The sequence below is a fragment of the Methanosarcina vacuolata Z-761 genome (assembly GCF_000969905.1).
Lineage (GTDB): Archaea > Halobacteriota > Methanosarcinia > Methanosarcinales > Methanosarcinaceae > Methanosarcina > Methanosarcina vacuolata.
This window is the reverse complement of sequence record NZ_CP009520.1, coordinates 279,376-303,748: the sequence shown is the minus strand read 5'-3', so window position 1 is coordinate 303,748 and position 24,373 is coordinate 279,376. Positions and strand designations below refer to the sequence as shown.

Genomic DNA, 24,373 nt, shown 5'->3' with positions numbered 1-24,373 from the left:
TTATCTTTGCTTTATCGTTTCAAGCGGGAGATTTCGCTATGTAAATGACCGTCTTTGTAATACGTTATATCATCTCAAATCACTGAGAAGCAAATCGTTGGTATTATTACTTTACTTTTATTCAACTTCGGAAATAATCACGACGTAGTTTTCCCCGTATTTTTCGGCACAGGCGGGACAGGTGGTATACCACATATACCATTTCTTGATTTCCAGGCCCTGGCTTTTTGCGTATGCTTCAAAGTCCTGGCACCATTCTTCTGTTTTTTCAAAGTTTCCCTCATAGACTTTGCTCAAAAATTTTCCGCTCAGTGTTACGTTTTCGGCGCCGTCCACTTCTTTATCAACAGCCAGATAAAGGTCCATGTTGCTTTCTGAGGTGTGGTCTGACAAACAGAGTTGGTCCGGCATTTCTGCGCCTGCCCTGGCGACTTTCTCGTTCATCCGCATTATTACCTCTCCAAAATTCAGAGGCATGTAAAACTGTGTGGTAACCGAGTCCTTGATGAACCTTTTATTGTTCCATTCAAACAATTTTCCGTCCCAGGGAGCTGGGTCAAAACGAGGACAACATTCAGGAGTTTCGAAGTTGGTGGTCATGAGTTTCACCCTGTTAAGTAATGACTTTGGGGGTTATTTTAGGTTTTGGTTTAAGTTTTTAGTTTGTCCTTTTGCAAAGGTACAAATTTTACGATAGAAAGAAGACAACTTAGGAATCTTTCTTTAAAAAATTTACAAGAAAATAAAGTAAGATTAAACTTTAGAAGCTAAGAATAGATACTTATACCAAAAATGAATATAAAATATTTGGAGATGGAATTCTAGAACACTTCCATCAAAAGTAGCGTCCGTTATTTTTTTGGGTTTAGCTCAAAAGGTCACTTTCTGACCTGTAGATCTAGAGCAAATCTAGATTTATAGTGTGCAGAACCCTAAAAATACGGAGGTGAAAAGAATGAGTGAGACAGCAACTGTCGTAATTTGTCTTTGTGTCACTTTCATTATAGCTCTGCTGTATTGAAGTGAAAGCTAGCTTTTATGGGGTTCTGTTTCCATTTCCACTAAAATACATACCTTCACAGTCTCAAATGATATTAATTTTCAATGTTTTTTAGCCCATTAATTATTTAGTTGAAGTTTATAACAGACCTTCAACAGATATTCTCTGTGTTGAATACTTAAATGCATATTCTCCATAATCCTGTAGGTAGAATTTCAAATTCCTCGTTTTTATTTACAGTGCTTCCAGGCATCCAGCAAATCTCAGCATTCGAATATTTTCCACCAAAATATTTATTTTTCGATGTTTCTCTACCAACAAAAGGTTCTACCAAACCATTTAGATTCAAATTTTTCGTAATGACATGCGCTAATACATATTTATTTCCTTTAATGACATTTATAATTGGATGGTCGCCACTTAAATTTACAGCGTATCCATCAAAAATGATTTTTTCAAAGAGTTTGGATATCTCTATAATTTCCACTTTTCCCCATCCGTACCCACGTTCCCCTCCAATCTGGATTTTTTTCAATGACTCTTGCCATTTTAAGTCAAATCCTTCTTTTTCGAAAATATAACCTAATAGATAAACGGAATCTCCATTACGCGTTTTATGGGAGATGTTTTCGGTCTCGTGGAGTGAACCTTCTTCTGCTGTTTTTTGATTTAGAGCAGTATTTTGGGAACTATTCAGGTACTTCCAAGAAAAATCATCAATATTTTTCCACGGAAAAATATCAATATTGGCAGGAACTTTAGCAATTTTAGTATTTATGATTGTAGGGTAAAAATAACTGAATCTTAGATTTTCTGCTACTTCATTTCCAACTTTTTCATAGTTAAAACTTCCATAATCTCTAGCTAGCCTTGCAGTCAATGCACCCCATATCGTTTTGGCAGGAACGTAAGGCCGTGTCTGCTGTAAATTATCTGTTTTTTTCCATCCGATATGAACTGGAGAAAGAAGACGTAAACTCACACGATAGAGGGACCATGTCATTTTAGTCCTCCCTCGCCTTTGCTCCGTATCGGGTGTAGATTAATGTCTGCTCCCAGAGTTGTTTGGTTAACAAAAGCGTATCAATATCATTACAGATATTATTTGTAAGGAACTCTAAAATCTCTTTATCTGGAATCTCTTTAGAGTTATCACTATTTAGTGAAATTTTTTCCACAAAATCAGTCATTTTCAGAAGTTCGCTTTTTATAATTTTTGCAATTTCTTTCTCAGTATTACTGCAAGAACAAAGAAATAACATACAAGCATAAATTCCGTTTTCCTGCAAAACGCCTAAAGTCTTTGTAACGAGATTTTCTACACTTTTACTTTGTTTGCCCATTGTATTTTTCATGATTTCTTGAGAAGTTCGTGCAGCTTCAAGATCAAGATTCATTCTCACAAACCTCCCAGGAACATATTTGTTTCATCCTCCCAAATCCTCTGGTAATCATTCCACCGATACCCAGATACTCTATCAAATGAAAGCCTGCGTTCAAAACATCTATCGGTGAATTCCAGGTTTCTCCAAGAGGATCACCTATATTATCTTCACCATTATACTGTTTTTCAGTTTGTGGAAACTCACTCATATAATCGTCTTGTACTACATCAAAAAATAACCAAGTCGCTCGAGGGATTGCTTCATAAGTAAACAAAGCTTTATCTTCAGCTGCTCCAGTTTCTGGATTTATGGCAACCGAAGTACGAACTTCAAGGTTACTGTTAACGATTTGAGAAAATAATTTGGAAGATACAATTGAAAGTCGGTTAGCTATAGAATTCCACTCTTTGTTTTCTATAATGACATCTGGAGGAGTTATTTTTAATCCGGTAATCGCTTTCAGTGAGAGCCACCCAAGATTTAATGTGTCTTTTTCCCAATTAACAGAAGTAAATACGCTTAAGCTTTCATCAGAAAGCTCAACAGTATCTGGCATAGAAAATCCAGCAAATTCAAGAGCTTCTTTTGTACTAACCCATAGAGGCCCTGCAATAGAATTTACTGGAAATAGCAAAATTTGTGCATCACTAATGCTAATTTTACCTTGCTGACCCCCCTCAGTTTCTGTATATGTACCAAATGTATAGATTATTGGACATTTTTTTGGGTCTTTTGCCTTTAAATTTTTATGCTGGCCAGCTGCTTGTGGTTTTCCATATTTCATTGAGGCATAGTGACGCGCTGCTCCCATTAAACTTGTTCCTGGAATTTTTGGAAGATTTGTTCCAGGCTCCCTAACTATCGTGTTATCAACTCTTCCAAGCTGGGATTGTCCAGTACCTATATGAACAGGGTCTAGTGCCATGAATAGATAACGTTGTCGAGTATAGAGTTTGTTTAATTCACCCATTCAAATTCCTCCAAAAGGTTCCTCTGCTCTATATTTTAAAATATTCATGTATAACTCCAAAATATCCCTCAATTTTCCAGACTTTGCTGCATCTTCCAATTCACTCATTTTTGCATCATCTGGTCTTCTTCCATTGTTCCAGTTTGCATTGTAAAGAACATCATGAACAAAAGTTTCAAAAACAGTTGTATCTTCCCCAACAGCCCATTCTTCCCTTTTTTTCTCAACAAGAGTAATTACATTTTTTATCTGCGTATTTGATAAATTTTTGGAGCATAGATCCCATAGATAAGTGAAATTATCAAGTTCTTCAAGAAGATATGGTCTTAGAGCTTTCAAACTGTCTCTTCTATATCCTTTTTCATTGTAACAAATTTCAAATCTGCGGGAAGCCGAATCTAGAAATTCGAAATCAAATTTAGAAGGCAAAATACTTACCATATCTCCTTTTTTTAACTCACTAACATGAATCAGCCATCTATTGGAATTCTCATAATTTCTAAAGGAATGTATAAAGGAGTTGGACCGTTCCTGAAAATCCCCCTGAGCATAAAAATAGGGATACCAGTAATCAGTAGTTATTTCATCTCCCATTTTTGAACTAATTTCCCACTTTGTTCCATTGTTAAATTTAAGAGTGAATTTATTATCGTTTTCAATTGGATCTTCTTCCAGTATCCATTTATCCTCATTCACTGATCTATCTTTATTTGATTTGCGCAGCATCTTGCGGCCTGCATCCATTAAAGCTGCTAGGGGAGTATGTGACTTAGCAAATACCATCCCAAGACTTAAAGGCAAACGATTCCTTACTTTACCCATTTCCTTTTCATATTTTGTTTTTATTAGTATGGATGCTTCAAGAGCTTTATCTGCTGGAATAATAGTCATAAATATACTTGGTTCAGCTAATATAGGAATTACAGGAACATAAGAAGTGTTTTCGTCTTCAATTTCTAGTATTTTCAAGCATCCTATTGGATTTAAGCGGTTTTTTCCCTCAGAGTCATAGATTTTAACTTTTTTATTAGAAAGATATTTTTTAAGATATTCGGTAGGGCTTTTATCAGTAGATTTTCCTAAATCAAAATCAAATTTATTAGCTAATTCTGTTAGGTTCTCGATTATAAGAAATTCATTATTTCTACCGCAAAAAATGCTGAAACCGATTCTGTCTAACATAGCTTTATAAGAATGATCTCTTTTAAGGGAATTATTATTTTCAGATTGAAAATTTCCAAAAATCTTCAGTCTATTATCAACACGACCTATTTTTTTCGCTAAATCATCCTTAACATCTTCCCAAAATTTGTTGGTTGTTCTCCAAATCCTGTGCATACGAGCAAAAGATGGAGTTTTCAAAATGGCTTTGCTATTTGCGTCAGATCCGACCTTTATGGTAGAAATATATCCGTCTGGTTTTAGCCATTCTAAGAGGTCTAATCTTCCAGTTAGCAGGCAAATTCTACCGTTTGAGTCAGCAACCTCATCAATCCATATTGTGTTATCGAGACTATGATACCATTCACTCGCTCGCCAAGTTACTCTCTTGACCCAGCAATCTGAAGCTTTTCTGTTAAATCCCTTTGAAGTGGGCCCCTGAGGACGTAACCAGGAAATAGTACATATCCCACAATCAGAAACATCTTTCCAAAAATTCTCAACCGCATTAACATCTGCTGGAGAGCAAAGTTCATCATTAGAGAGAATTCGTGCTATAGGTGGAATTTCATTCTTTTCTTTATCTTCATTATTCGGCTCTTGCCCCCACCATGCTTGCTTATCAATGTCAGTAGTGAGAATGACTTCGCCTTTAAATCCGAAGTTATGTTCTTCATCAACTGCAAATTCATTTGCTATTAATTGCTTTAGTTGTGTTTTACTTTCTTCAGAAATTGTATATTCCAATAGATTTGGAATATTGGGTACAACATACAGACTGTTATTTTGATCTCGATATACTTCGTTCCCTAATGGATATTTTTCTTCAATTAGAACTTTCACCCTATCTAATCCCTTTGTTAACATTTCTTTTCTTGTTGCTAATATTGGTATATTTTGAGCATTTCCCCATATCTGCTCGGAATTAAACTTTATTACTAAAAATTGCCACTTTAGATTTAGAGGATCTGTTTTTTCTCCAAGAAGCAATGAACCCGCTAAAGCAGATTTATATAACGCAGCAACAATACCTGACCACTCAGTAAGCGTAACCTCATTTGTAGGTCTTCTGGTTTCCCCTAGTGCATAATCAAAAGATTCAACTAATGACTTTACAAAAAAAGATCTATCATTTATTTTATCATATGGAATGCTTGTTAATTTAGGAGTAAGCTCTTCTATTTCTATTTCAAATCCAAATGGATTGCTGATCATCGTGTAATCTTTATATTGCTTAAATAATTCTTCAGAAACATTTTCTTTTTCAATATGTGCTGCACCATGACAACGACCTAAGGTCTTTACAATCCAAGGATATTTTTTTTGCAGATTTTCTTTTTTTAGAGTAGCAGGACGGCCTTTTTCAATAAGCTCATTTAACGTTACTTTTTCGAAAATAGGACTTACTTCAGAAAAATCAATTTCGATTTTCTTAAATATGGTCTTTATATCTTTAAGAAAATGGGTAACTTCACTGTTCTTTTCAGTAGAGTCTAATTGGCGATCCAAAGAATTTCCGATTAAAAATTTATCACTACACTTTCTCATGTCATGCAACCAAGCAGCAATTTCAGCCAAATATAATGTTTCCCTATTGTCAGCAAGGATTTTGAGATCAGGACTCATTGTGTACCCCCGAAGGTTCTAAAGAAGTAGCAATATTTTTGGAAACATCAATTAATTCAGAGAAACCTTCAAATCTCCATGTTGGCCATTCAGATGTAGGGGTATTTTGAGATTTCAGATATTTCTGCCACTTTTCGATATTATCATTGTACCATGTTTTAAATTTTTTAAATTCCTTCTGACTTCCATTAAAATTACCCAACTCTGAATTACTAAGAGGCCCACCATTTTTACCCCTGAATTCATCTTTTAAAATTCCATTTTCATCAAGGAATTTTTTATAAGAATCTTTTGGAAACTCAAATTTTTCTTCTTGAACCGAAACTTTTACACTTTTGTTTCTTAAAGTGATCGCACCATCTGTAATATTTTCATATGTTGTCCCATATCCACTTGATGTTTTGGCTCCAAATCCATAATAAGTAAACATCGATTTTAATCCCTCTGAGACCAATTGTATATCTTCTGAGACCTGCTTTCTGATCTTTTTTTCATCACATCCAATCAAGTCAAAAGGAACATATAGAAGTGTAAAAAAACCCGTTGTATCTTGCGGAACGCTTTCCATTAGAATCGGCACTGTCCCAACTCTACGCTCTCGGTCATGAGGATTAATTATTTCCAATGATTTTTTGGTAAAAAATGTAGGGAAAAAATACAGTCTTCCCATTCTTAGAATTATATCTTCGGAGTTTGGAGATCTCTCGTTTCCGAAAATACGCCTTATTTTATCATTTTCATAATCATAATTAAGTTGCCAGAGAGAGTTTCTGAGACTTCCTTTCCAAGAAGAAGGTGCGACAAATGGGAGATGTAGAACTTTATCTTTTCTCAGAGGATTATCAATTATGTGAAAATCATTTTCATCAAGGGATATATAGGACTTTTTAAGTTTGAACATAAAGTTGAGAACAAAGGAGTAACTGGGTAGCGTAGAAATATTTACCTCTGGACATATGAAATTGTCTTTAATGTATTTTGTAAGTTCCCATTTTTCGACAACTTCTTCTAAATTAACTTTCAAATTTTGTTTCTGCCATGCTTCTCGGAAATTATCTGACAATTTTTGATTAATGGTAGCCATGTAATGATATGCTAGATGTTCATTGGGCAAAATTAGGTCCTTAAGTTTGCTCTCTAACTTTTTTTCTAATTCTTCTTTTTTTTCCTTTCCTGCCTTATCGATTTCCTCAACAATTATTTTGAGATCATTTATAGAGGCTTTTTCCTGTTGATAAAGAACTGAACCCCAATCAATATTCAATTAGACACCCCCTGAAAAATTAGTTATTTCCTCTTCATATTTCCTTTTTGGAGCTTCTTGAAGAGAAAACATTTTATTAATCTCTATACTGACTAAGTTACCCACAATTTTTTCAGTGAACCCCCAAATGCGTAAGAAATAATCACTTTCTGAAGGTTCTCTAAATAGATGACTTACAAAAATTCTACTTCCAATTCCATCTTCCTTTTTTTTGTTCTCAGGAAGTGTGCCAAATATTTGACAAACTTGGTTTTTATCTCCATTACAATGAGAATAATATGCCTGTCTCAATCCTGAACCTTTATTACGATTTGGAAGTTTGTACCTGATATCGAAAGATACAGGCAGATAACTTGTGGACAAGGACTGATTTCCAACAATGTACGATTTCTGAAAACTTTGAACTAACTGGTTTCTTGCAGGAATTTTAAACTCGTAACACCAAAAATTAGATAAAGAGTAGAAGTCTGGTTTGTTTGCTTCTTTTTTGAACTCATCTTTGTTACAAAAATTATTTATCTCATTTAGGGCTCGTTTAAAATCCATCCTATTTTCCATTTCAAACTGACCAAAACCATACTGACTTTTGGCACCAATGGCACCAACATGGGACATTATGGAAAGTAATGCTTTGATCTGTGCGATTATTTCCGATTTGTCACCTCTTCCAACTGGATAAATTCTAAACATAAATTTTCCAAAAGAAAAGTTATTATTAAGATTTTTTTCGAATATTGTTGATAGCCACCAGTTATTTCCAATTTCATCTCTATCGAATGTAACTAAGTGAAAAGGTTCTTTTACACCAAAATCTTCTATTTCTAATCGAAATCTTCTTTTCCACCCTCCACATCCAAAAAGATAACATGCTGGGCACAGTTTATTATTTCTGTCATTCTCTTTTTCCTTTCCATCAAGCATACATTTGCTATCACTTAATGGATTGCAAGCATATTTTCCAATTCCTCTTACTATTGCCTCATACCACCAACGCATACTCCCAATAATACCTGTTTCTCTTACTGTGTCCGAACTCCCATTTACTCCACCTGTCCATATTGGAGTAAGAGTTTCAATTACAATGGGTTCAGGTTTCATCATAAATAACTCCTTAATTATGATTAAATTTGTACAATTACTGAATATTATTCAAGTTAGAATGATTTCACTTTTCTTCGATTTTCTGTTATTTTCCTTACAGTCCCAAACCCCTTAGCAACCCCCTTCCCCACTCCCATAAAATCCGGAATCAAAAAATTAGCTATAAAACCGCCTGTAAAAGAAGTAAAATCCATTTGTTTGTACTTTGAACATCTGAGTTCCACATCAACATCGCATTTTATGGTATCAGGAACCGTATATCCAAAAGCTTTTGACATGGAGAGCAGGTTTCCTACAAGCGTTTTCCTGAGGATTTCCTTTTTTTCTTCAGGGTTTCTGGTCTCAAAGAACTTTTCTTCATTTTCTTTATTAAGGGCAAGCCAGGGAGTGAGAAATTCGTAAAAGTAGAGGTTTTTTGTAAGGCCAAAATCCTGTTTTTTAAGCCTCAGAGACCTTTCAGTGATTTCAAAGTCCTCATGAGGAAGAGTAACCGTATCAAATTTATCAAATAAACCTTTTAGAATTTCTGCTCCTTCATTTATACCAACCACTAGCGGTATTCTATCAAGAACTTTGTACTGCACCAGAGGGTAACGATAATAAAATCTGTCAGTATTATGGTTGTGGAGCTGATCGTATTCATTAAATTTTGACGCAAAGAAACCACGTATCTGATTTGCGTCCCCTCTGAACTCTTCTGAGCCTTCAAAGGTCATTTCAAGAGTTTTGAGCTTAATATTTTCTGGAGTCATGGTAAATACAACGAATTTTTTAAAAAGCATCATTTTAATTTTATTTGTATTTATTTTAACATAAATTACTTTTAACATAAATAAATTTTGATAATTTATGGATAAGCCTTATTACAAAAATAAATACTTTGTTTATATTTAAGTAAACTCTTTTATCCATTTGTTAACGCTTTGTTTAATTCTTTCAAGCCCAACCGCGTAATCCGTATGTCTGTAATAGTTCACCCACGGGTCAACAACATTAGATATATTTTTAATAGAACGCTTTGGAGCCCCGTTTTCATTTTTATGATCAAATATTGCTTTTTCCACACATCCCATACTTTCAATGCTCTTAATTACCTTCTCAATAGACCCTTCAGTAGGTATGATTTTTATACTCCTTTCGAACCCCTTCTCATCAACAATCTCTTGAAAATAGAAGCCTACGAACTCAAACCCATTAGCTGCAGTCCCAACATAGGTCTTTTCTTTGTTAAATTCAAGGCCCAGTACATCCAGAACAGCCTCAACTCTGTCAGGATTGATCCATTCCTTTGAAAGGATCACAAAATCATCTGCAAAACGCACAAGATGCTCAACTGAGTCCCCTTCAATGTTCTTCAGCCCGATTTCAGCCCACTGGTTGTCAAACTGGTCAAGATAGAAGTTTAAAAGAAGAGGTGAGATTATTCCGCCCTGAAGCAGCCCTTTTCCGGAATATTTTCCAGAACTGCTTTCAACTGAACCTTTTTTAAGCCAGTCCTCAATCAGAGAAAGTATTAACTCATCTTCGATTCTTGTTTTAAGGACTTTCATGAGCTTATCATGCGGGACGCTGTCAAAACAGTCCTCAATATCTCCCTTCAGGTAATGGATATTCCCAGTTTCAAGCCATTTGTAAACTTCAAGGCTGGCGAGTTTTGCAGACCTGTAAGCACGGTAGCCGTAGGAGCAGTTTTCAAAATCAGCTTCAAAAATCGGCTCAAGAACGAGTTTTACAGCTCCCTGGACAAGCCGGTCTTTTAAAGTAAGAATTCCAAGTTGTCTCGTTTCCCCGTTCTTTTTTGGAATTTTGACTCTTTTCACTTCGCCAGCAGCGTATTTTTCACTTTTAAGCTCTTTCTTTACTGAACGGATGAAGTTTTCGACCCCTGAAGCCTCTACCTGCTGGATAGTAAGAGAATCAAAACCAGTGCCTTTTGTATTCCGGTTTAAATTCTTCCAGGCTGTGTAAAGAACTTCTTCTTTCAAAAACAGTTTTTTAAGCTTTTTAAACCTTTTTCCAGGGTTTCTTTTTGCTTTATTGTACAATTTCAATTGAATTTCTGCCAATTTTTGCTTCTGGATCTCAGATACCTCCGTAAATGATTCTTAATTTTCAATCATCTACGGAACTTGATATATTTAGCTGCGAAGAATTCGGCTTTTTTCCGAATTAAAGGACTCGATACTTTTTCGTGAACTACTTCTAATAGAAATAGACTTTTGAGATATATAAAACCAAAAATATAAAAACGAGCGAGGACTTCAATCCGTTTTTCAGTGGCAGTTGTTGTTTTATTATTTTACCCAGAAACCGACTACAGAGAGCAAGGAACTGGTTCAATCCTTGTTTTAGTGGAAGCTACTTTTCGACAACGTGCAATATGTTGCTCGCTATACCGTAGATAAAAAATTGTCTCAATCCTTGTTTTAGTGGAAGCTACTTTTCGACGAAAACTCTATCCCTGTTCTCGATGCATTATCGGAAGAGTTTCAATCCTTGTTTTAGTGGAAGCTACTTTTCGACCAAGAGGTATACTTTCTGGTTCAAGGTGAAAATGTTATGTTTCAATCCTTGTTTTAGTGGAAGCTACTTTTCGACGATGTTGAATTCAGAACTGGATGCCAGATGCTTCCAAAAGGGTTTCAATCCTTGTTTTAGTGGAAGCTACTTTTCGACATGCAGCAGTATACGCTCGTGCTGTAACTTGGCATGAGTGTTTCAATCCTTGTTTTAGTGGAAGCTACTTTTCGACAAAAGAAGCAAAAAACGCAACAGCGTGAGGTTGATAGTTTCAATCCTTGTTTTAGTGGAAGCTACTTTTCGACAACATTCCGCTTTGTTAACCTTGATAAACCTATTGTTTCAATCCTTGTTTTAGTGGAAGCTACTTTTCGACCATAAAAATATTTCTACAAAACATTGTAGATCAAACAGTTTCAATCCTTGTTTTAGTGGAAGCTACTTTTCGACTATGCACATCAGCAAGCTATAAATAATGGCATAAAATTAGTTTCAATCCTTGTTTTAGTGGAAGCTACTTTTCGACAGGGTCGTTTTCCCTTATATTCAGCGAATTCGGAGACAATCTCTGATTTAAGAATCAATATCGAGCAAATTGTTTTTTGCTTGAACTAGATAATTTTTGAAATTTACCTGTTTTTATTTTGGTCAACAAAATTTGCTGGTCGACAAATAACTGAATAGTATATAAGGAGCAGCAACATATAAACTTTTTTATTTTTAACCGTCCTATATTGAGATTAGTTTTTTAATAATGAACAAACGTGGTCATTATAAAGAAATTATTAAAAAAGTAAAGGGTGGGCAGCAAGTCTAAAATTTTATTAAAATGTTTTACTCTGCCTCTATAATGTGATTTTTAATTTTTGGATCGGAGGGAAAAATTGGAACTTCTTTTTGGATAATTCAAAACAATCATTTATACTGATTCTCAGGACATTGTTTTTTGTTAAATTAGTTTATAAAGTTGAGAAAAAGCGTGATTTATGAGGAAAACGGGGTAATTTACTTCCAGAATTCGGACTCCAGAAAAAAGCAACAAGCCCCAATTCAATGGGTTTTGACATTTTGAATACCTTCTTTTATACGATTTGGTATCTGTGGTAGATTTTTACTCTACAGTTCCTTAAGGTTCTTAGCTTCTCCCATAGCAGGAGACATGAAAATACTATTCATACTCATTCTATATACAGCTTCGAATTCCTACCATCGAACGTTACAGAATATTCATCAAGGATGTTTCTACCTATCAAAATAGCTCCTGCTGCATCATTATAAAAAGCTTCAATATCTTTATGTTTATTCTGAAGGAATTCCAGGTCTATAAAAGTGTACCATGTATTAACTGTGTTTCCAACAACACTTACACTTGCCATTAAGTCCTTATCTAACCCGAGTTTAAACCAAATGTCTTCTGGTATGACAACTGCATCTGAGCCAGTATCAAGATATGCACAAGTTTTAGTCTTTTTCTTAAAACTGGATTAATGAGAGTCACGACGACAAGAGGGTCATTATCATAATAATCAAAAGTAGCTTTTTCATGAATAGTTTCTGTTCCTGAGTCGAGCAACTGAAGGATTTTTACCTGCTCTACGCACAAAGAAACGGTGGCCTGGACGCTCTTTTCTTGCTCTTAAACTAACATCTTTAAGGTGATCCCCTACCGACACAATGTCATTAGCATCAACATCTATGGCTATTATTTTCCCACTGTATAATTTTTCCCATGCTTCCTTATGGGCTTCATAGATATTTTTTGCTTCTACATCGAATTTATTAGGATCTGACATTGTGCTCACCTTTTCGAGTAGTTCTTTGCTGTGAATATGTCTTGTTATCTAATAATTATATAGACTCTTAACTACACCTGCGGAACGCGGGAAAAGGCTTGTATGACTGATTTCCATAAGGAAGCGGGATAGATGAGTACCTCGGAAATAACTGAAAAATTGGGACCGATTCAAGAAGCAAACATGCTTTAGCCGTTAGTAGTTCACGCTCAAACTACTCATCTCCGCGTCAATAAAACCACAGAAATTATTCTGAAACCACTGAATTCATCCCTTAACTCATTTTTTACTGTTTTAGTATCCCAAGCTCAGCACGTGATTCGGCTTCTGCTTTGAGCATATTTTTTATTATTGATTTATCAGAATAAGGGAAAACCCGGCGGAAATCCTGGCAGTATTTTATTCTTTTCTGATGGAAAGAGGCATCTTCCAATGCTGCGTTCGCTAACTCCATTTCAAAATCCTGACACCAATTAAAAATACATTGTGTTAGAACGGGAATGAATTTATCAGCATCGGTAACAGATTTTATATGAGAAGGAACAATATTTACTATTATATTCCACGCTTTTTCCCACTTTTCCATTCCATCTTTGTAATTCTGGTTTTCAATGTCGTCATAGCCATCTTGAATAAGATCATCAATCATTTCCATATTGTATTTTTCTGGGATTATCCGTTTCCATAATTCTATTATTGCTAGCCAGATGAAATCTTCATCCTTGCCTTGTGCCTGAAAGTTCTGTGTGTAATAATGGTCTTCTGCCAACTGGATTGCAGAGATATAATTTTGAGCCTGTTCTTTGAAACGTTCTATTTCAAAATCGACATTCATTGATTTCAATTTTTCAATTATTTCCGAAGTGCCCATCTTTTTTAATTTATTAAAATTCCAGCTTTCTAGAATGAAATCTTTGAAGCTTATGTCCTTGAGATCAGAGTATTCTTCAAATTGTTTGCTAATTTGTTCCAATCCTTCGGGCTTTTCCTGTAACTTCTGTTCAAATCTCATAATGGCCAGCATACTAATGTCTGATTTTTCGGATTTTGGAGAGGCTTGAATTATAGGAGTTTGTTTTATAGGAGTTTGTTTTGTAGGAGTTTGATTTCCAGTAACTACTTTGCTACGACCTAAACAACAATGTTTATATTTTTTTCCTGAACCACACGGACACAGATCATTTCTACCAATTTTCTTTGACATTTTGATTATTTCCTTTGTTTTATGAGGATTAATTCAGAATCGACATTATTTCTTGTGTCTGATTGTTTTTCAAGTACCTGATATATTTAAATTCAGAAAAAAACCACGAGAAGCTTGATTTATTAACAGATAAATTATTAATATGGAATTTATAATAGAGAAATTATTAATATGTGATATACAACAGATAAATCATTAATATATATTAATGATATATGAATTATGACTTCATATTTCTTTAGTATGTATTAAGTTATATATTTAGGACTTATGCACCTGAGGAATAAAATCAATCACAGCAAAGACTGTGGATTGAAATCATGTTTTAGGCGGTTAATGGTCTGATACTATTGTTTTTTCAGTTCAACTGCGCAAGCCCTAATGTTTTTAGAGAAAGTTTCAAAAATATTAACACCACTCCCCGAGAAGTCAGGACTCCCCATACATTAGTTGAATTCTGCAGATGTATTTTTACATTTAAAGCCTGGGTGTGAAAACCCTGTCATTTTTGAATCTCAGAAAGCAACGTCTTTTGGGTTAAAGCGCTCGGGATCAAACCCTTTCCCTAACCAGGCCATTGTATGTTCGTATTCCTCATGTTCAGGGTCTTTCAAGATATCGAGCATCTCTTCATAACCCCATATTCCTCCGATATCCTCAGGGGCAGCTGCTCTTTTTCCTGCAGTGCAGACTGGATACTTCGCCCCTTGTTTTTTTGGAAGGATTTCCTCAAGCCGGACTTTTATCTTCCAGTTGTCCTCGAAATCATAGGTGTACAGAGCAACCTTATTTTCCGAAGAAAAGTATTTGGAAAGCTTGACCTTATTCTCCGGCACCAGGGGTTCACAGACAGTTTCACACTCGTCATCTGTTTTCCCTATTTTGTCAAGCTCCCCGGTTTTTGGGTTTTGCATTTCGAATTCATGCAAATGGTAATCTTCCCAGTTCATTGCAGTCTGGATAGCTTTATGAAGATCCAGAAAAGTATAAGATTCCGGTACCTGGATTCGCCGCCAGATCTTAGGGCTAATCCCTTTTATTGAAAGCTTTAATTGGTATATCTTTTTAAACGTGTCTTTCATATAGTTATTCCCCAGAATAAACGACCGTCAACGTTGGATGATTTCTGCTAACGTTCGTTAACTTCTGCTAATATTCATTAATTTCTGCCAATATTCATTAATTTTTGCTAATCTTAGATACTATTCAATATGGCCTCTAACATATAATAACGGCTATTAATTCCCAATAATATTCAGCAATGTCTTATCGTACCCTGTAATGTTTAAGAATATTCGATAGCATCTAAGAATAGTTTATAGCATCTAAGAGTACTCGCTAATGTTTAACAATATACTATGATGTTGATAATGTTTTCAAATACTGATAATATCCAGTACTATCCAATGTATCCAATGTATCTAATGTATCTAATGTATCTAATGGATTCAATATATTCAATGCTCTTCAATAATTACCTTAAAGCGGACAAAACAGGTAACATGTGAATGAATTTCTTTCATGACTGAAAGTGGAAAAAAACCTTGATTGTCTCCAAACAGTCATCTATAGATCAATTTCTAAAAATTTCAAACCATCTTCCCGTATGTCTCATGAATAAAATGTTGAAAAAAGTCTATCTCTCGCATATTCCATGCGTGCAAACTTTGTTTCTCACGAATAAAATATCCGGGCTTCGCCGTATCCCGGTTTTTCGAGTTTCAATCCTTGTTTTAGTGGATCTTGCTCACGAATGTTGTAAAAAGAGTTCCACAACTCGAAAATGGTGTAATGTTTCAATCCTTGTTTTAGTGGATCTTGCTCACGAATAAGAACGTATACTTACTGCTCAAGAAGAGTATATTGTGTTTCAATCCTTGTTTTAGTGGATCTTGCTCACGAATTTGGTTGCTCGGGTAGTGACAGCGGTACTGATAATACAGTTTCAATCCTTGTTTTAGTGGATCTTGCTCACGAATAGCTGATGGAAAACACATATTAGACTATATTGAATGGTTTCAATCCTTGTTTTAGTGGATCTTGCTCACGAATTTTATTAATATTAATGCAATCATCTATTATTAATAGTTTCAATCCTTGTTTTAGTGGATCTTGCTCACGAATACCCAAAAAGTCATACAAATTTCATAACATTGTTTAAAGTTTCAATCCTTGTTTTAGTGGATCTTGCTCACGAATAACCGAAAAGGAGCAAAACGAGTACTCGATCACGAGTTTCAATCCTTGTTTTAGTGGATCTTGCTCACGAATGCAGAAAACCCGAGAAATAGCAGATAAGGTAGGTTGGTTTCAATCCTTGTTTTAGTGGATCTTGCTCACGAATAACCGAAAAGGAGCAAAACGAGTACTCGATCACGAGTTTCAATCCTTGTTTTAGTGGATCTTGCTCACGAATGCAGAAAACCCGAGAAATAGCAGATAAGGTAGGTTGGTTTCAATCCTTGTTTTAGTGGATCTTGCTCACGAATATGTTATTTCATGGATTGATGTGGACGGTCAAACAAGTTTCAATCCTTGTTTTAGTGGATCTTGCTCACGAATTTTCCCTGAAATCCTTTTTCTAGGTGAATCTGACGGTTTCAATCCTTGTTTTAGTGGATCTTGCTCACGAATATGTTATTTCATGGATTGATGTGGACGGTCAAACAAGTTTCAATCCTTGTTTTAGTGGATCTTGCTCACGAATCCTGAAGGCTCAGGAGATAAAAAATTACAACAGATGTTTCAATCCTTGTTTTAGTGGATCTTGCTCACGAATAACCGGAATACCCGAGAACTCAGCAATCTTAGTCTTAGGTTTCAATCCTTGTTTTAGTGGATCTTGCTCACGAATTATACCAGGGGATCTCCAAAATTAGAAGGGGGTTGTTTCAATCCTTGTTTTAGTGGATCTTGCTCACGAATCCTGAAGGCTCAGGAGATAAAAAATTACAACAGATGTTTCAATCCTTGTTTTAGTGGATCTTGCTCACGAATGTCATATAATGCCCTCTCAATCTGTTTTTTCCAAATGGTTTCAATCCTTGTTTTAGTGGATCTTGCTCACGAATCGTTAAAACAGCAACCGATGATACGGGAACTCTGAAGTTTCAATCCTTGTTTTAGTGGATCTTGCTCACGAATAGTAGAGCACTTGCTCATCAAAACATCAAAGCAAGGTTTCAATCCTTGTTTTAGTGGATCTTGCTCACGAATAACAATTTGTGTAATTTTTCCAGATGCGCCAACAGGTTTCAATCCTTGTTTTAGTGGATCTTGCTCACGAATATAAAAATGGATCTATTATATTATTCATGATGGAAATGTTTCAATCCTTGTTTTAGTGGATCTTGCTCACGAATATATTTACTACACAGGGAGGTGATGTAATGAACACGAGTTTCAATCCTTGTTTTAGTGGATCTTGCTCACGAATAATTATACATATCGCAATCACAATATGAATTACATAAGGTTTCAATCCTTGTTTTAGTGGATCTTGCTCACGAATTTAATGTATAATATTACTAAAGTTGGTGTGCTATTGTTTCAATCCTTGTTTTAGTGGATCTTGCTCACGAATAAAAGATGGAAACATATGTTTGTGAGTGGTGCGGAGTTTTAGAAAAGTTTCAATCCTTGTTTTAGTGGATCTTGCTCACGAATTAATTTTCAGGTGAGAAAAATGTTAACAGATTTGAGTTTCAATCCTTGTTTTAGTGGATCTTGCTCACGAATAAGGTAACAGGTTCTTTCATCAGATTTTTTAGAAAGTTTCAATCCTTGTTTTAGTGGATCTTGCTCACGAATAACGACGCAAATGCAACAGCATCATACAACAACGTGTTTCAATCCTTGTTTTAGTGGATCTTGCTCACGAATCTAACCCTGTACCATATACGGCAATTCAGATCCGTTTCAATCCTTGTTTTAGTGGATCTTGCTCACGAATTCACCGGCGTAAAAAGCGTATGCTGGAGGTCAATAAGTTTCAATCCTTGTTTTAGTGGATCTTGCTCACGAATATAATAGAGAAAAACAAAGTCTATCAACCTCTAATGTTTCAATCCTTGTTTTAGTGGATCTTGCTCACGAATAAGAGGGATCAAAGTTACGTTAGGGGTGGAAAACAGTTTCAATCCTTGTTTTAGTGGATCTTGCTCACGAATGATGGTAGGAACTGGAGTTCGGGAAGTCTGGGTAACGTTTCAATCCTTGTTTTAGTGGATCTTGCTCACGAATATTGGTTATCGGGTTTGGTGTTTTGGGTTTGGTCTGTTTCAATCCTTGTTTTAGTGGATCTTGCTCACGAATACTTCTCAAGTTCATCTGCGAGTGCCTGTCGTTGTTTCAATCCTTGTTTTAGTGGATCTTGCTCACGAATAGGGTAAAAGCGGAATATTACCGTTAAACTTGACTGGTTTCAATCCTTGTTTTAGTGGATCTTGCTCACGAATTTTTTTTAAGTATGGGGTTAAATTTCCTTGTAGTTGAGTTTCAATCCTTGTTTTAGTGGATCTTGCTCACGAATTTGGCCAAATGATGGACAATATTGTGAAAATATGTGTTTCAATCCTTGTTTTAGTGGATCTTGCTCACGAATCCAGCATCAGTTTATCCCAAGATGACTTGGATTTTAGTTTCAATCCTTGTTTTAGTGGATCTTGCTCACGAATATATTGCCGATTCTTTCGAACAGTTTTAGATACTCTGTTTCAATCCTTGTTTTAGTGGATCTTGCTCACGAATTTTATTCGGGTTCCGTTTCTTCAACATATACAGGTAGTTTCAATCCTTGTTTTAGTGGATCTTGCTCACGAATCCGCTATTCCCGGCGCAAAGAAAGGACAGAAGTGTAGTTTCAATCCTTGTTTTAGTGGATCTTGCTCACGAATTGTTTTTCCATCCAAGAAACCTTTTTTGATTTTGTCATGATCGGTTTCAATCCTTGTTTTAGTGGATCTTGCTCACGAATTCCCAGATCGGATTCTAAGTGGGATACTGGAGAAGGGTTTCAATCCTTGTTTTAGTGGATCTTGCTCACGAATTTATATGCTGGTAGAGTTAAATCAGTTTCTAAAACGTTTCAATCCTTGTTTTAGTGGATCTTGCTCACGAATACTACAATACTACTATACTACAGTATCATATAAGGTTTCAATCCTTGTTTTAGTGGATCTTGCTCACGAATACGTCAAACCCCCCCCATCGAAACCCATGATCTTTTAGTTTCAATCCTTGTTTTAGTGGATCTTGCTCACGAATAAGCCTTATCGAGTATATCACAGTCTCTCTTACAGTAGGTTTCAATCCTTGTTTTAGTGGATCTTGCTCACGAATCAAAAGTCGCTGTCCATATTGCCGTTGATGGTGATGGTTTCAATCCTTGTTTTAGTGGATCTTGCTCACGAATTACCGACTGTTCCGATTGCAGCAGCGAGCGTGGGGAAGTTTCAATCCTTGTTTTAGTGGATCTTGCTCACGAATTCACGGAAATTGTCATCTGTTTCTAAAAAAGAAATAGTTTCAATCCTTGTTTTAGTGGATCTTGCTCACGAATTCTTTCAGTATATAGTAATAGGTTTCAAAGTATATAGTTTCAATCCTTGTTTTAGTGGATCTTGCTCACGAATAGGGCAAAAATTTCCGTTATTTGGCTAGAAAAGGCCTGAAATGAGCCCAATTTGGGGGCTAAAATTCTTGCTGGAAAATTATCAAACCCTTTATAAATACAAGAAAAACAGGTTTTCTAGCAGTTTGGAAACATTCTGGTATATGCCTTTCTTTCTATTTAACTTTTGTATTTTAAGTCGTTTTAAATAGATTCAAAGACTGACCTAATCCAGCAATACTTTAGTTATTTTTTAAAAACACCAAATTTAAACTATTTTTTCATCCAGAACCCGAATTGATCCAAAACTAACAAACGAATTAAATATTATTTTGTATTATTTAATTTTATATAATTACTAATTTGTATTACATATATTTAGGAATGTATTTATAGCAAAACAGGTTTAGTCTAATTCATCTTAATTTTTATCAAAAAAGTATTACTATACAATTATGTTTTCTCAGAAACGTGTTATTTAACTGATTTGAGATTACTGAAAACACTACTGATAGGCGACAATATTGCAGTAATTTAATATAACTACGAGAAAGGAGGAATTTTAATCCAGAAAAATCAGCAATATCTCTTGATAGGTTTAATAGCCATAATTATTGTAGCGGCTATTGCTTTCATTCCGGGAAATGAGACCGACAATCCGGCTTCAGGGGTATCGGATGAAGCAGTATCCGGAGGTTCGAATGAGTTAGCTTCCGGAGATTCGAATGTATCAACTTCCCAGGGCTCGGACGAGCTGGTGGCAGCCATAGGGACACATGGCGGAGAACCGGAAACAGGTTTTAACCCGATTACAGGATGGGGTTATAGTCGTGAGCCGCTGGTTCAAAGTACTCTTTTTGAAAAGGACAGTAATGGATCTCTGATCAATGATTTAGCTACAAACTACTCTGTCAGTGACGATGGGTTTACCTGGACTGTTGATGTAAGGAATGACGTTAAATTCCATGATGGAGTGCCCTTAACGGCAAGGGACGTAGCATTCACATTTAACACTGCGGCAAATTCGAGTGGAGTCGATCTCTCAGTTTTGAAAAATGCTGTAGCCCTCGATAACTACACGGTTGAATTCACATTAAACGACCCGCAGACGACTTTCATTCACAAGCTTGCAGCTGTCGGGATTGTGCCTGAACATGCTTACAATGAGACTTACGGAGAACATCCAATCGGGTCTGGCCCATACCGATTCGTAGAATGGGATAAAGGCCAGCAGGCAATCTTTGAAGCAAACCCGGATTATTATGGCCAGAAACCGTACTTTAAAAAATTAACTTTACTCTTCATGCAGTCCGACACAGCTTTCGCAGCAGCTAAATCAGGACAGGTCGACGTAGCTGAAATTCCATCCTCATACGCTAATCAAAAAGTAGATGGAATGAAAATAGTGTCTCTTAGTTCCATTGATGCTCGTGGTATAACTTTCCCGATGCAACCCGACACAGGAAAGAAAACGGAAAATGGCTATTCAATCGGAAATAATGTAACCTCCGATCCTGCGATAAGAAAAGCCCTGAATATCGGAATAAACAGACAGACCTTAATCGATGGTGCATTAAACGGGCAGGGTGAAGAGGAATTTACTGGAGTGGACAAACTGCCCTGGGGCAATAAGGAAGCTATATTCGAAGACGGAAAAGTAGACGAAGCAAAGAAAATATTAGCAGACGCCGGCTGGGAAGATACCGACAGTGATGGTATCCTTGAAAAGAATGGGACGAAAGCAGAATTTACATTATTATATTACTCAGGCGCCCAGGAAAGGCAAGCATTATCCGTTGCATTGAGCGAGGAAGCTAAAAAACTGGGAATAAACATTAAAGTCGAGGGTAAGAGCTGGGATGAGATTGACACTCTGGCGCATTCAACTCCGGTAATTTTCGGTTTCGGCACACTGGACCCGACTGACTTATACCTGAAATACTACAGCAAAAGCTATGACCCTGCAAACTACAACAATATAATACTGTACAACAATTCGGTCGTGGATAACTATCTAAGGACAGCCATAACCAGCACTGATGAGGATACTGCCAATAAAAACTGGCAACTGGCTGCCTGGGATGGAACAACAGGATTTTCAGAAAAAGGAGACGCTACCTGGCTCTGGATTGCAACTATCAATTACATGTACATTATGGACAAGGATATAGATTTCGGAACTCCCAAAATTCAGCCTCATGGTGCCGATATCTTCGGCAATATCCTGGAGTGGAAACGTACAGAAAATTAAACTGAAATCTGGATTTTCAAGGAACGGTCATAAAAGTCTCTTAGAAAGATTGAGAACTATTCCTTAAAGTTCTTAGTAAAACTGGGGATGAAAAACTCCTCAGTGTGACTCTTTTTTGGCAAATTTGATTGAAATTTATATTTTGCCTTTGCTCTTTTTCAGGATCGATAGAATTTATACTTTTTTTCAGTATTCAACGCGTCGACTATTTGAAAATTCAAGAAAACGCGCAAAAGTTTCTATTCAGTATTACTAAATTACTTAAAACGAAGAATTTGTAACACATATATTTCGGAATGTATTTATAGTAAATTGTTTTAATTGAGATATCATAACTTTACTAAAAAAAGTAACATATAATTATCAAGTTTCATCAAGAAAATAACATTTAATACAAAATTCAGGATCATCTGGTCAAGTTTAAAAATCGTTACTTGATAGTTCAATTTTTGCTTAAATGTTCAGGACTCTGGTAAAATAGAGGAGGTATTCAGATTCAGAAAAAACAACAGTATCTACTGATAGGGACAGTAATCATAATTATAGCGATTATTTTTATTTTAACATCGATTGGCGGTCCTATTAGCTCGTCATCCCAGGTTTCTGATGAATCGGTTTCCGGGAGCTCGGGTGAATTGGTTTCAGGGAATTCGGATGAATCGGTTTCCGGGGATTCGGAGGAATCAGTTTCCGGAGGCTCGGATGATCTGGCTTCTAAAAGCTCTGATGAACTTGTGGTGAATGTAAATTCACATACAGGTGAACCCGAAACCGGATTTGACCCCCTTCTGGGATGGGGGTGCGGGCATGTGAATTTTGAGCCACTTATACAGAGCACTCTTTTTAAATCAGCTGATGATGGAAGCATAATAAACGATCTTGCTACGAATTATTCTGTCAGTTCGGATGGGAAAAACTGGACTGTGTATATAAGAGATGATGTCAGGTTTACAGACGGTGAAAACTTAACTGCAGAAGATGTGGCATTTACGTTTAATACCGCAATTGGAAGTAACTCCGAACTGGATATGAGCAATCTCGAAAAAGCCACTGCAATAAATAATACTGCAGTTGAATTCAAACTGAAAGAACCTCAGTCCAGTTTCATATGGAGACTCAGATACGTTGGGATTGTACCAGAACATGCATACAAAAAAGAAACCTACGGGTCCAATCCGATAGGGTCTGGGCCATATAAACTCGTAGAATGGGATAAGGGCCAGCAGGCAATCTTAGAATTAAACGAAAATTACTATGGAAAAAAGCCGTACTTCAAAAAAATAACCATGCTGTTTTTGGATAAAGATACTGCGCTTGCAGCAGTAAAATCCGGGGATTTGGACATAGCTGAGATTGAGATTAGCCATGCAAACCAGACCGTGGATGGGTACAAGTTAGTAGCTCTTCCGGCAGCAAGAGCTCAGGGACTATCCTTCCCTATGCAGAATAACACAGGCAAAAAAAGCCTTCAGGGAGACCCAATAGGCAATAATGTCACAGCAGACATAGCAATTAGAAAAGCCTTAAACATCGGTATAGACAGAAAAAACCTGCTTGAAGGAGTTATATACGGAAAAGGAGCCGTAGAATACACCGGAGTAGACCAGCGGAACTTTGGGAACCCTGAAGCGAAAGTTAATGATTCAAATCCTGAAGAAGCCAAAAAAATACTGGAAAACGCAGGCTGGAAAGACACTGACGGCGATGGAATTCGGGAGAAGAACGGAACAAAAGCCGAATTTAAGCTATACTACTCTGCTTCGGACCAGACAAGGCAAGCTCTATCGGTAGCTGTAAGCGAACAGGCCAAAGAATTAGGCATAAAAATAGATCTTGTAGGAGCAAGCTGGGACGAAATATATGCCAACCAGTACAGTTCCGCTGTGTTATACGCTTACAGCAGCATAGATACCTTTAATCTCTACCAGCAGTACCACAGCAAAGAAGCCGACGATACCTACAGAAACCCCGGCCTTTACAATAACTCTGTTGTAGACGGATATCTGGAAACAGCTTTAAAGTCTACAGATCAGGACCAGGCTACAAAGTACTGGAAATTAGCTGCATATGACGGAAATACCGGTTTTGGGCCAGCAGGAGATGCTACATGGTTATGGCTGGTGACGATTGATTACCTCTACATGGCAGACGAAACCCTGGATATGGGTACTCCACAAAGAAACGCAGGAGCAGATGTTTTAGGAAATATCTACGAATGGAAAAGAGTAGACACAAACAGCCCGACTTCCAAATGAGGACTTAATCCTGAAAGTATGGAGATTAATCCTGTAATTATGGTTGATTAATCCTGCAGTTCGCGAGTAATCAATCTCGTAATTAGCGAGTAATCAATCTCGTAATTAGCGAGTAATCAATCTCGTAATTAGCAAGTAATCAATTCCATAGTTAACGAGCAATAAATCCGGTATAGTGAATAACTGAGCCTTTAATTCTGATCTTGCAGGCTCAACTACTCACTTTTTCCTT

Annotated in this window: 14 protein-coding genes, 1 pseudogene and 2 CRISPR repeat arrays; of the genes and pseudogenes, 2 read left to right on the top strand and 13 right to left on the bottom strand. The window is 36.3% G+C overall.

Annotation, left to right across the window (positions count from 1 at the left end; genetic code table 11):
- Positions 1 to 117 precede the first annotated feature (117 nt).
- The 13 genes and pseudogenes from MSVAZ_RS01400 to MSVAZ_RS01340 form a co-directional block, all read right to left on the bottom strand.
- Positions 118 to 600, bottom strand: coding sequence for a hydrolase (locus MSVAZ_RS01400; protein ID WP_048117119.1), 483 nt, complete (start codon positions 598 to 600; stop codon positions 118 to 120).
- A 578-nt stretch (positions 601 to 1,178) separates the two neighbouring features.
- Positions 1,179 to 2,003 (bottom strand): RAMP superfamily CRISPR-associated protein, encoded by an 825-nt coding sequence (locus tag MSVAZ_RS01395; RefSeq protein WP_048117116.1) that lies wholly within the window; start codon positions 2,001 to 2,003, stop codon positions 1,179 to 1,181.
- 1 nt (position 2,004) lies between these two features.
- Positions 2,005 to 2,397, bottom strand: a complete 393-nt coding sequence (locus MSVAZ_RS01390) for a hypothetical protein (protein ID WP_048117108.1) — start codon at positions 2,395 to 2,397, stop codon at positions 2,005 to 2,007.
- Complete coding sequence (gene cmr4, locus MSVAZ_RS01385; protein WP_048117105.1) at positions 2,387 to 3,355, bottom strand: type III-B CRISPR module RAMP protein Cmr4; 969 nt, start codon at positions 3,353 to 3,355, stop codon at positions 2,387 to 2,389. Before cmr4 ends, MSVAZ_RS01390 begins: the two co-directional genes overlap by 11 nt.
- A complete protein-coding gene (locus MSVAZ_RS01380; protein WP_048117102.1) occupies positions 3,356 to 6,142 on the bottom strand; it encodes a CRISPR-associated protein Csx11 in 2,787 nt (928 codons plus the stop codon). It lies immediately after the preceding gene.
- Positions 6,132 to 7,406, bottom strand: a complete 1,275-nt coding sequence (locus MSVAZ_RS01375; RefSeq protein ID WP_232316179.1) for an RAMP superfamily CRISPR-associated protein — start codon at positions 7,404 to 7,406, stop codon at positions 6,132 to 6,134. Before MSVAZ_RS01375 ends, MSVAZ_RS01380 begins: the two co-directional genes overlap by 11 nt.
- Positions 7,407 to 8,507: a type III-B CRISPR module RAMP protein Cmr1 gene (gene cmr1 / locus MSVAZ_RS01370; RefSeq protein ID WP_048117101.1), complete on the bottom strand. Its 1,101-nt coding sequence runs from the start codon at positions 8,505 to 8,507 to the stop codon at positions 7,407 to 7,409.
- 53 nt (positions 8,508 to 8,560) lie between these two features.
- Positions 8,561 to 9,259: a CRISPR-associated endonuclease Cas6 gene (locus tag MSVAZ_RS01365; protein ID WP_048123519.1), complete on the bottom strand. Its 699-nt coding sequence runs from the start codon at positions 9,257 to 9,259 to the stop codon at positions 8,561 to 8,563.
- Positions 9,260 to 9,397: 138 nt separating this feature from the next.
- Entirely contained in the window at positions 9,398 to 10,492 is a 1,095-nt protein-coding gene (locus MSVAZ_RS19080) for a reverse transcriptase domain-containing protein (RefSeq protein ID WP_232316178.1), read from the bottom strand.
- A gap of 348 nt (positions 10,493 to 10,840) precedes the next feature.
- Positions 10,841 to 11,553: direct repeats of the CRISPR family, unit length 37 nt; unit sequence GTTTCAATCCTTGTTTTAGTGGAAGCTACTTTTCGAC.
- Positions 11,554 to 12,205: 652 nt separating this feature from the next.
- Positions 12,206 to 12,475 (bottom strand): annotated as a pseudogene (locus MSVAZ_RS01355) (hypothetical protein); the annotation flags it as partial.
- Between the two features lie 93 nt (positions 12,476 to 12,568).
- A complete protein-coding gene (locus MSVAZ_RS01350; RefSeq protein WP_048117098.1) occupies positions 12,569 to 12,820 on the bottom strand; it encodes a hypothetical protein in 252 nt (83 codons plus the stop codon).
- Between the two features lie 286 nt (positions 12,821 to 13,106).
- A complete protein-coding gene (locus MSVAZ_RS01345) occupies positions 13,107 to 14,024 on the bottom strand; it encodes a YecA family protein (RefSeq protein ID WP_084626041.1) in 918 nt (305 codons plus the stop codon).
- A 515-nt stretch (positions 14,025 to 14,539) separates the two neighbouring features.
- Positions 14,540 to 15,106, bottom strand: a complete 567-nt coding sequence (locus tag MSVAZ_RS01340; RefSeq protein ID WP_048117097.1) for a plasmid pRiA4b ORF-3 family protein — start codon at positions 15,104 to 15,106, stop codon at positions 14,540 to 14,542.
- A gap of 636 nt (positions 15,107 to 15,742) precedes the next feature.
- A CRISPR array of direct repeats spans positions 15,743 to 19,657; the repeat unit is 37 nt; unit sequence GTTTCAATCCTTGTTTTAGTGGATCTTGCTCACGAAT.
- 567 nt (positions 19,658 to 20,224) lie between these two features.
- Here MSVAZ_RS01340 and MSVAZ_RS01335 point away from each other — a divergent pair.
- Both MSVAZ_RS01335 and MSVAZ_RS01330 read left to right on the top strand, forming a co-directional pair.
- The gene (locus MSVAZ_RS01335) at positions 20,225 to 21,886 is read left to right on the top strand and encodes an ABC transporter substrate-binding protein (RefSeq protein WP_232316177.1); all 1,662 of its coding nucleotides are present in this window, start codon (positions 20,225 to 20,227) and stop codon (positions 21,884 to 21,886) included.
- Between the two features lie 635 nt (positions 21,887 to 22,521).
- A complete protein-coding gene (locus tag MSVAZ_RS01330; protein ID WP_232316176.1) occupies positions 22,522 to 24,141 on the top strand; it encodes an ABC transporter substrate-binding protein in 1,620 nt (539 codons plus the stop codon).
- Positions 24,142 to 24,373: the final 232 nt, after the last annotated feature.

Excerpts from the sequence above, each read along its gene's own strand:
- MSVAZ_RS01400 (WP_048117119.1), bottom strand. The coding sequence starts at position 600 with ATGACCACCAACTTCGAAACTCCTGAATGTTGTCCTCGTTTTGACCCA.
- MSVAZ_RS01395 (WP_048117116.1), bottom strand. The coding sequence starts at position 2,003 with ATGACATGGTCCCTCTATCGTGTGAGTTTACGTCTTCTTTCTCCAGTT.
- MSVAZ_RS01390 (WP_048117108.1), bottom strand. The coding sequence starts at position 2,397 with ATGAATCTTGATCTTGAAGCTGCACGAACTTCTCAAGAAATCATGAAA.
- cmr4 (WP_048117105.1), bottom strand. The coding sequence starts at position 3,355 with ATGGGTGAATTAAACAAACTCTATACTCGACAACGTTATCTATTCATG.
- MSVAZ_RS01380 (WP_048117102.1), bottom strand. The coding sequence starts at position 6,142 with ATGAGTCCTGATCTCAAAATCCTTGCTGACAATAGGGAAACATTATAT.
- cmr1 (WP_048117101.1), bottom strand. The coding sequence starts at position 8,507 with ATGATGAAACCTGAACCCATTGTAATTGAAACTCTTACTCCAATATGG.
- MSVAZ_RS01365 (WP_048123519.1), bottom strand. The coding sequence starts at position 9,259 with ATGACTCCAGAAAATATTAAGCTCAAAACTCTTGAAATGACCTTTGAA.
- MSVAZ_RS01350 (WP_048117098.1), bottom strand. The coding sequence starts at position 12,820 with ATGTCAGATCCTAATAAATTCGATGTAGAAGCAAAAAATATCTATGAA.
- MSVAZ_RS01345 (WP_084626041.1), bottom strand. The coding sequence starts at position 14,024 with ATGTCAAAGAAAATTGGTAGAAATGATCTGTGTCCGTGTGGTTCAGGA.
- MSVAZ_RS01340 (WP_048117097.1), bottom strand. The coding sequence starts at position 15,106 with ATGAAAGACACGTTTAAAAAGATATACCAATTAAAGCTTTCAATAAAA.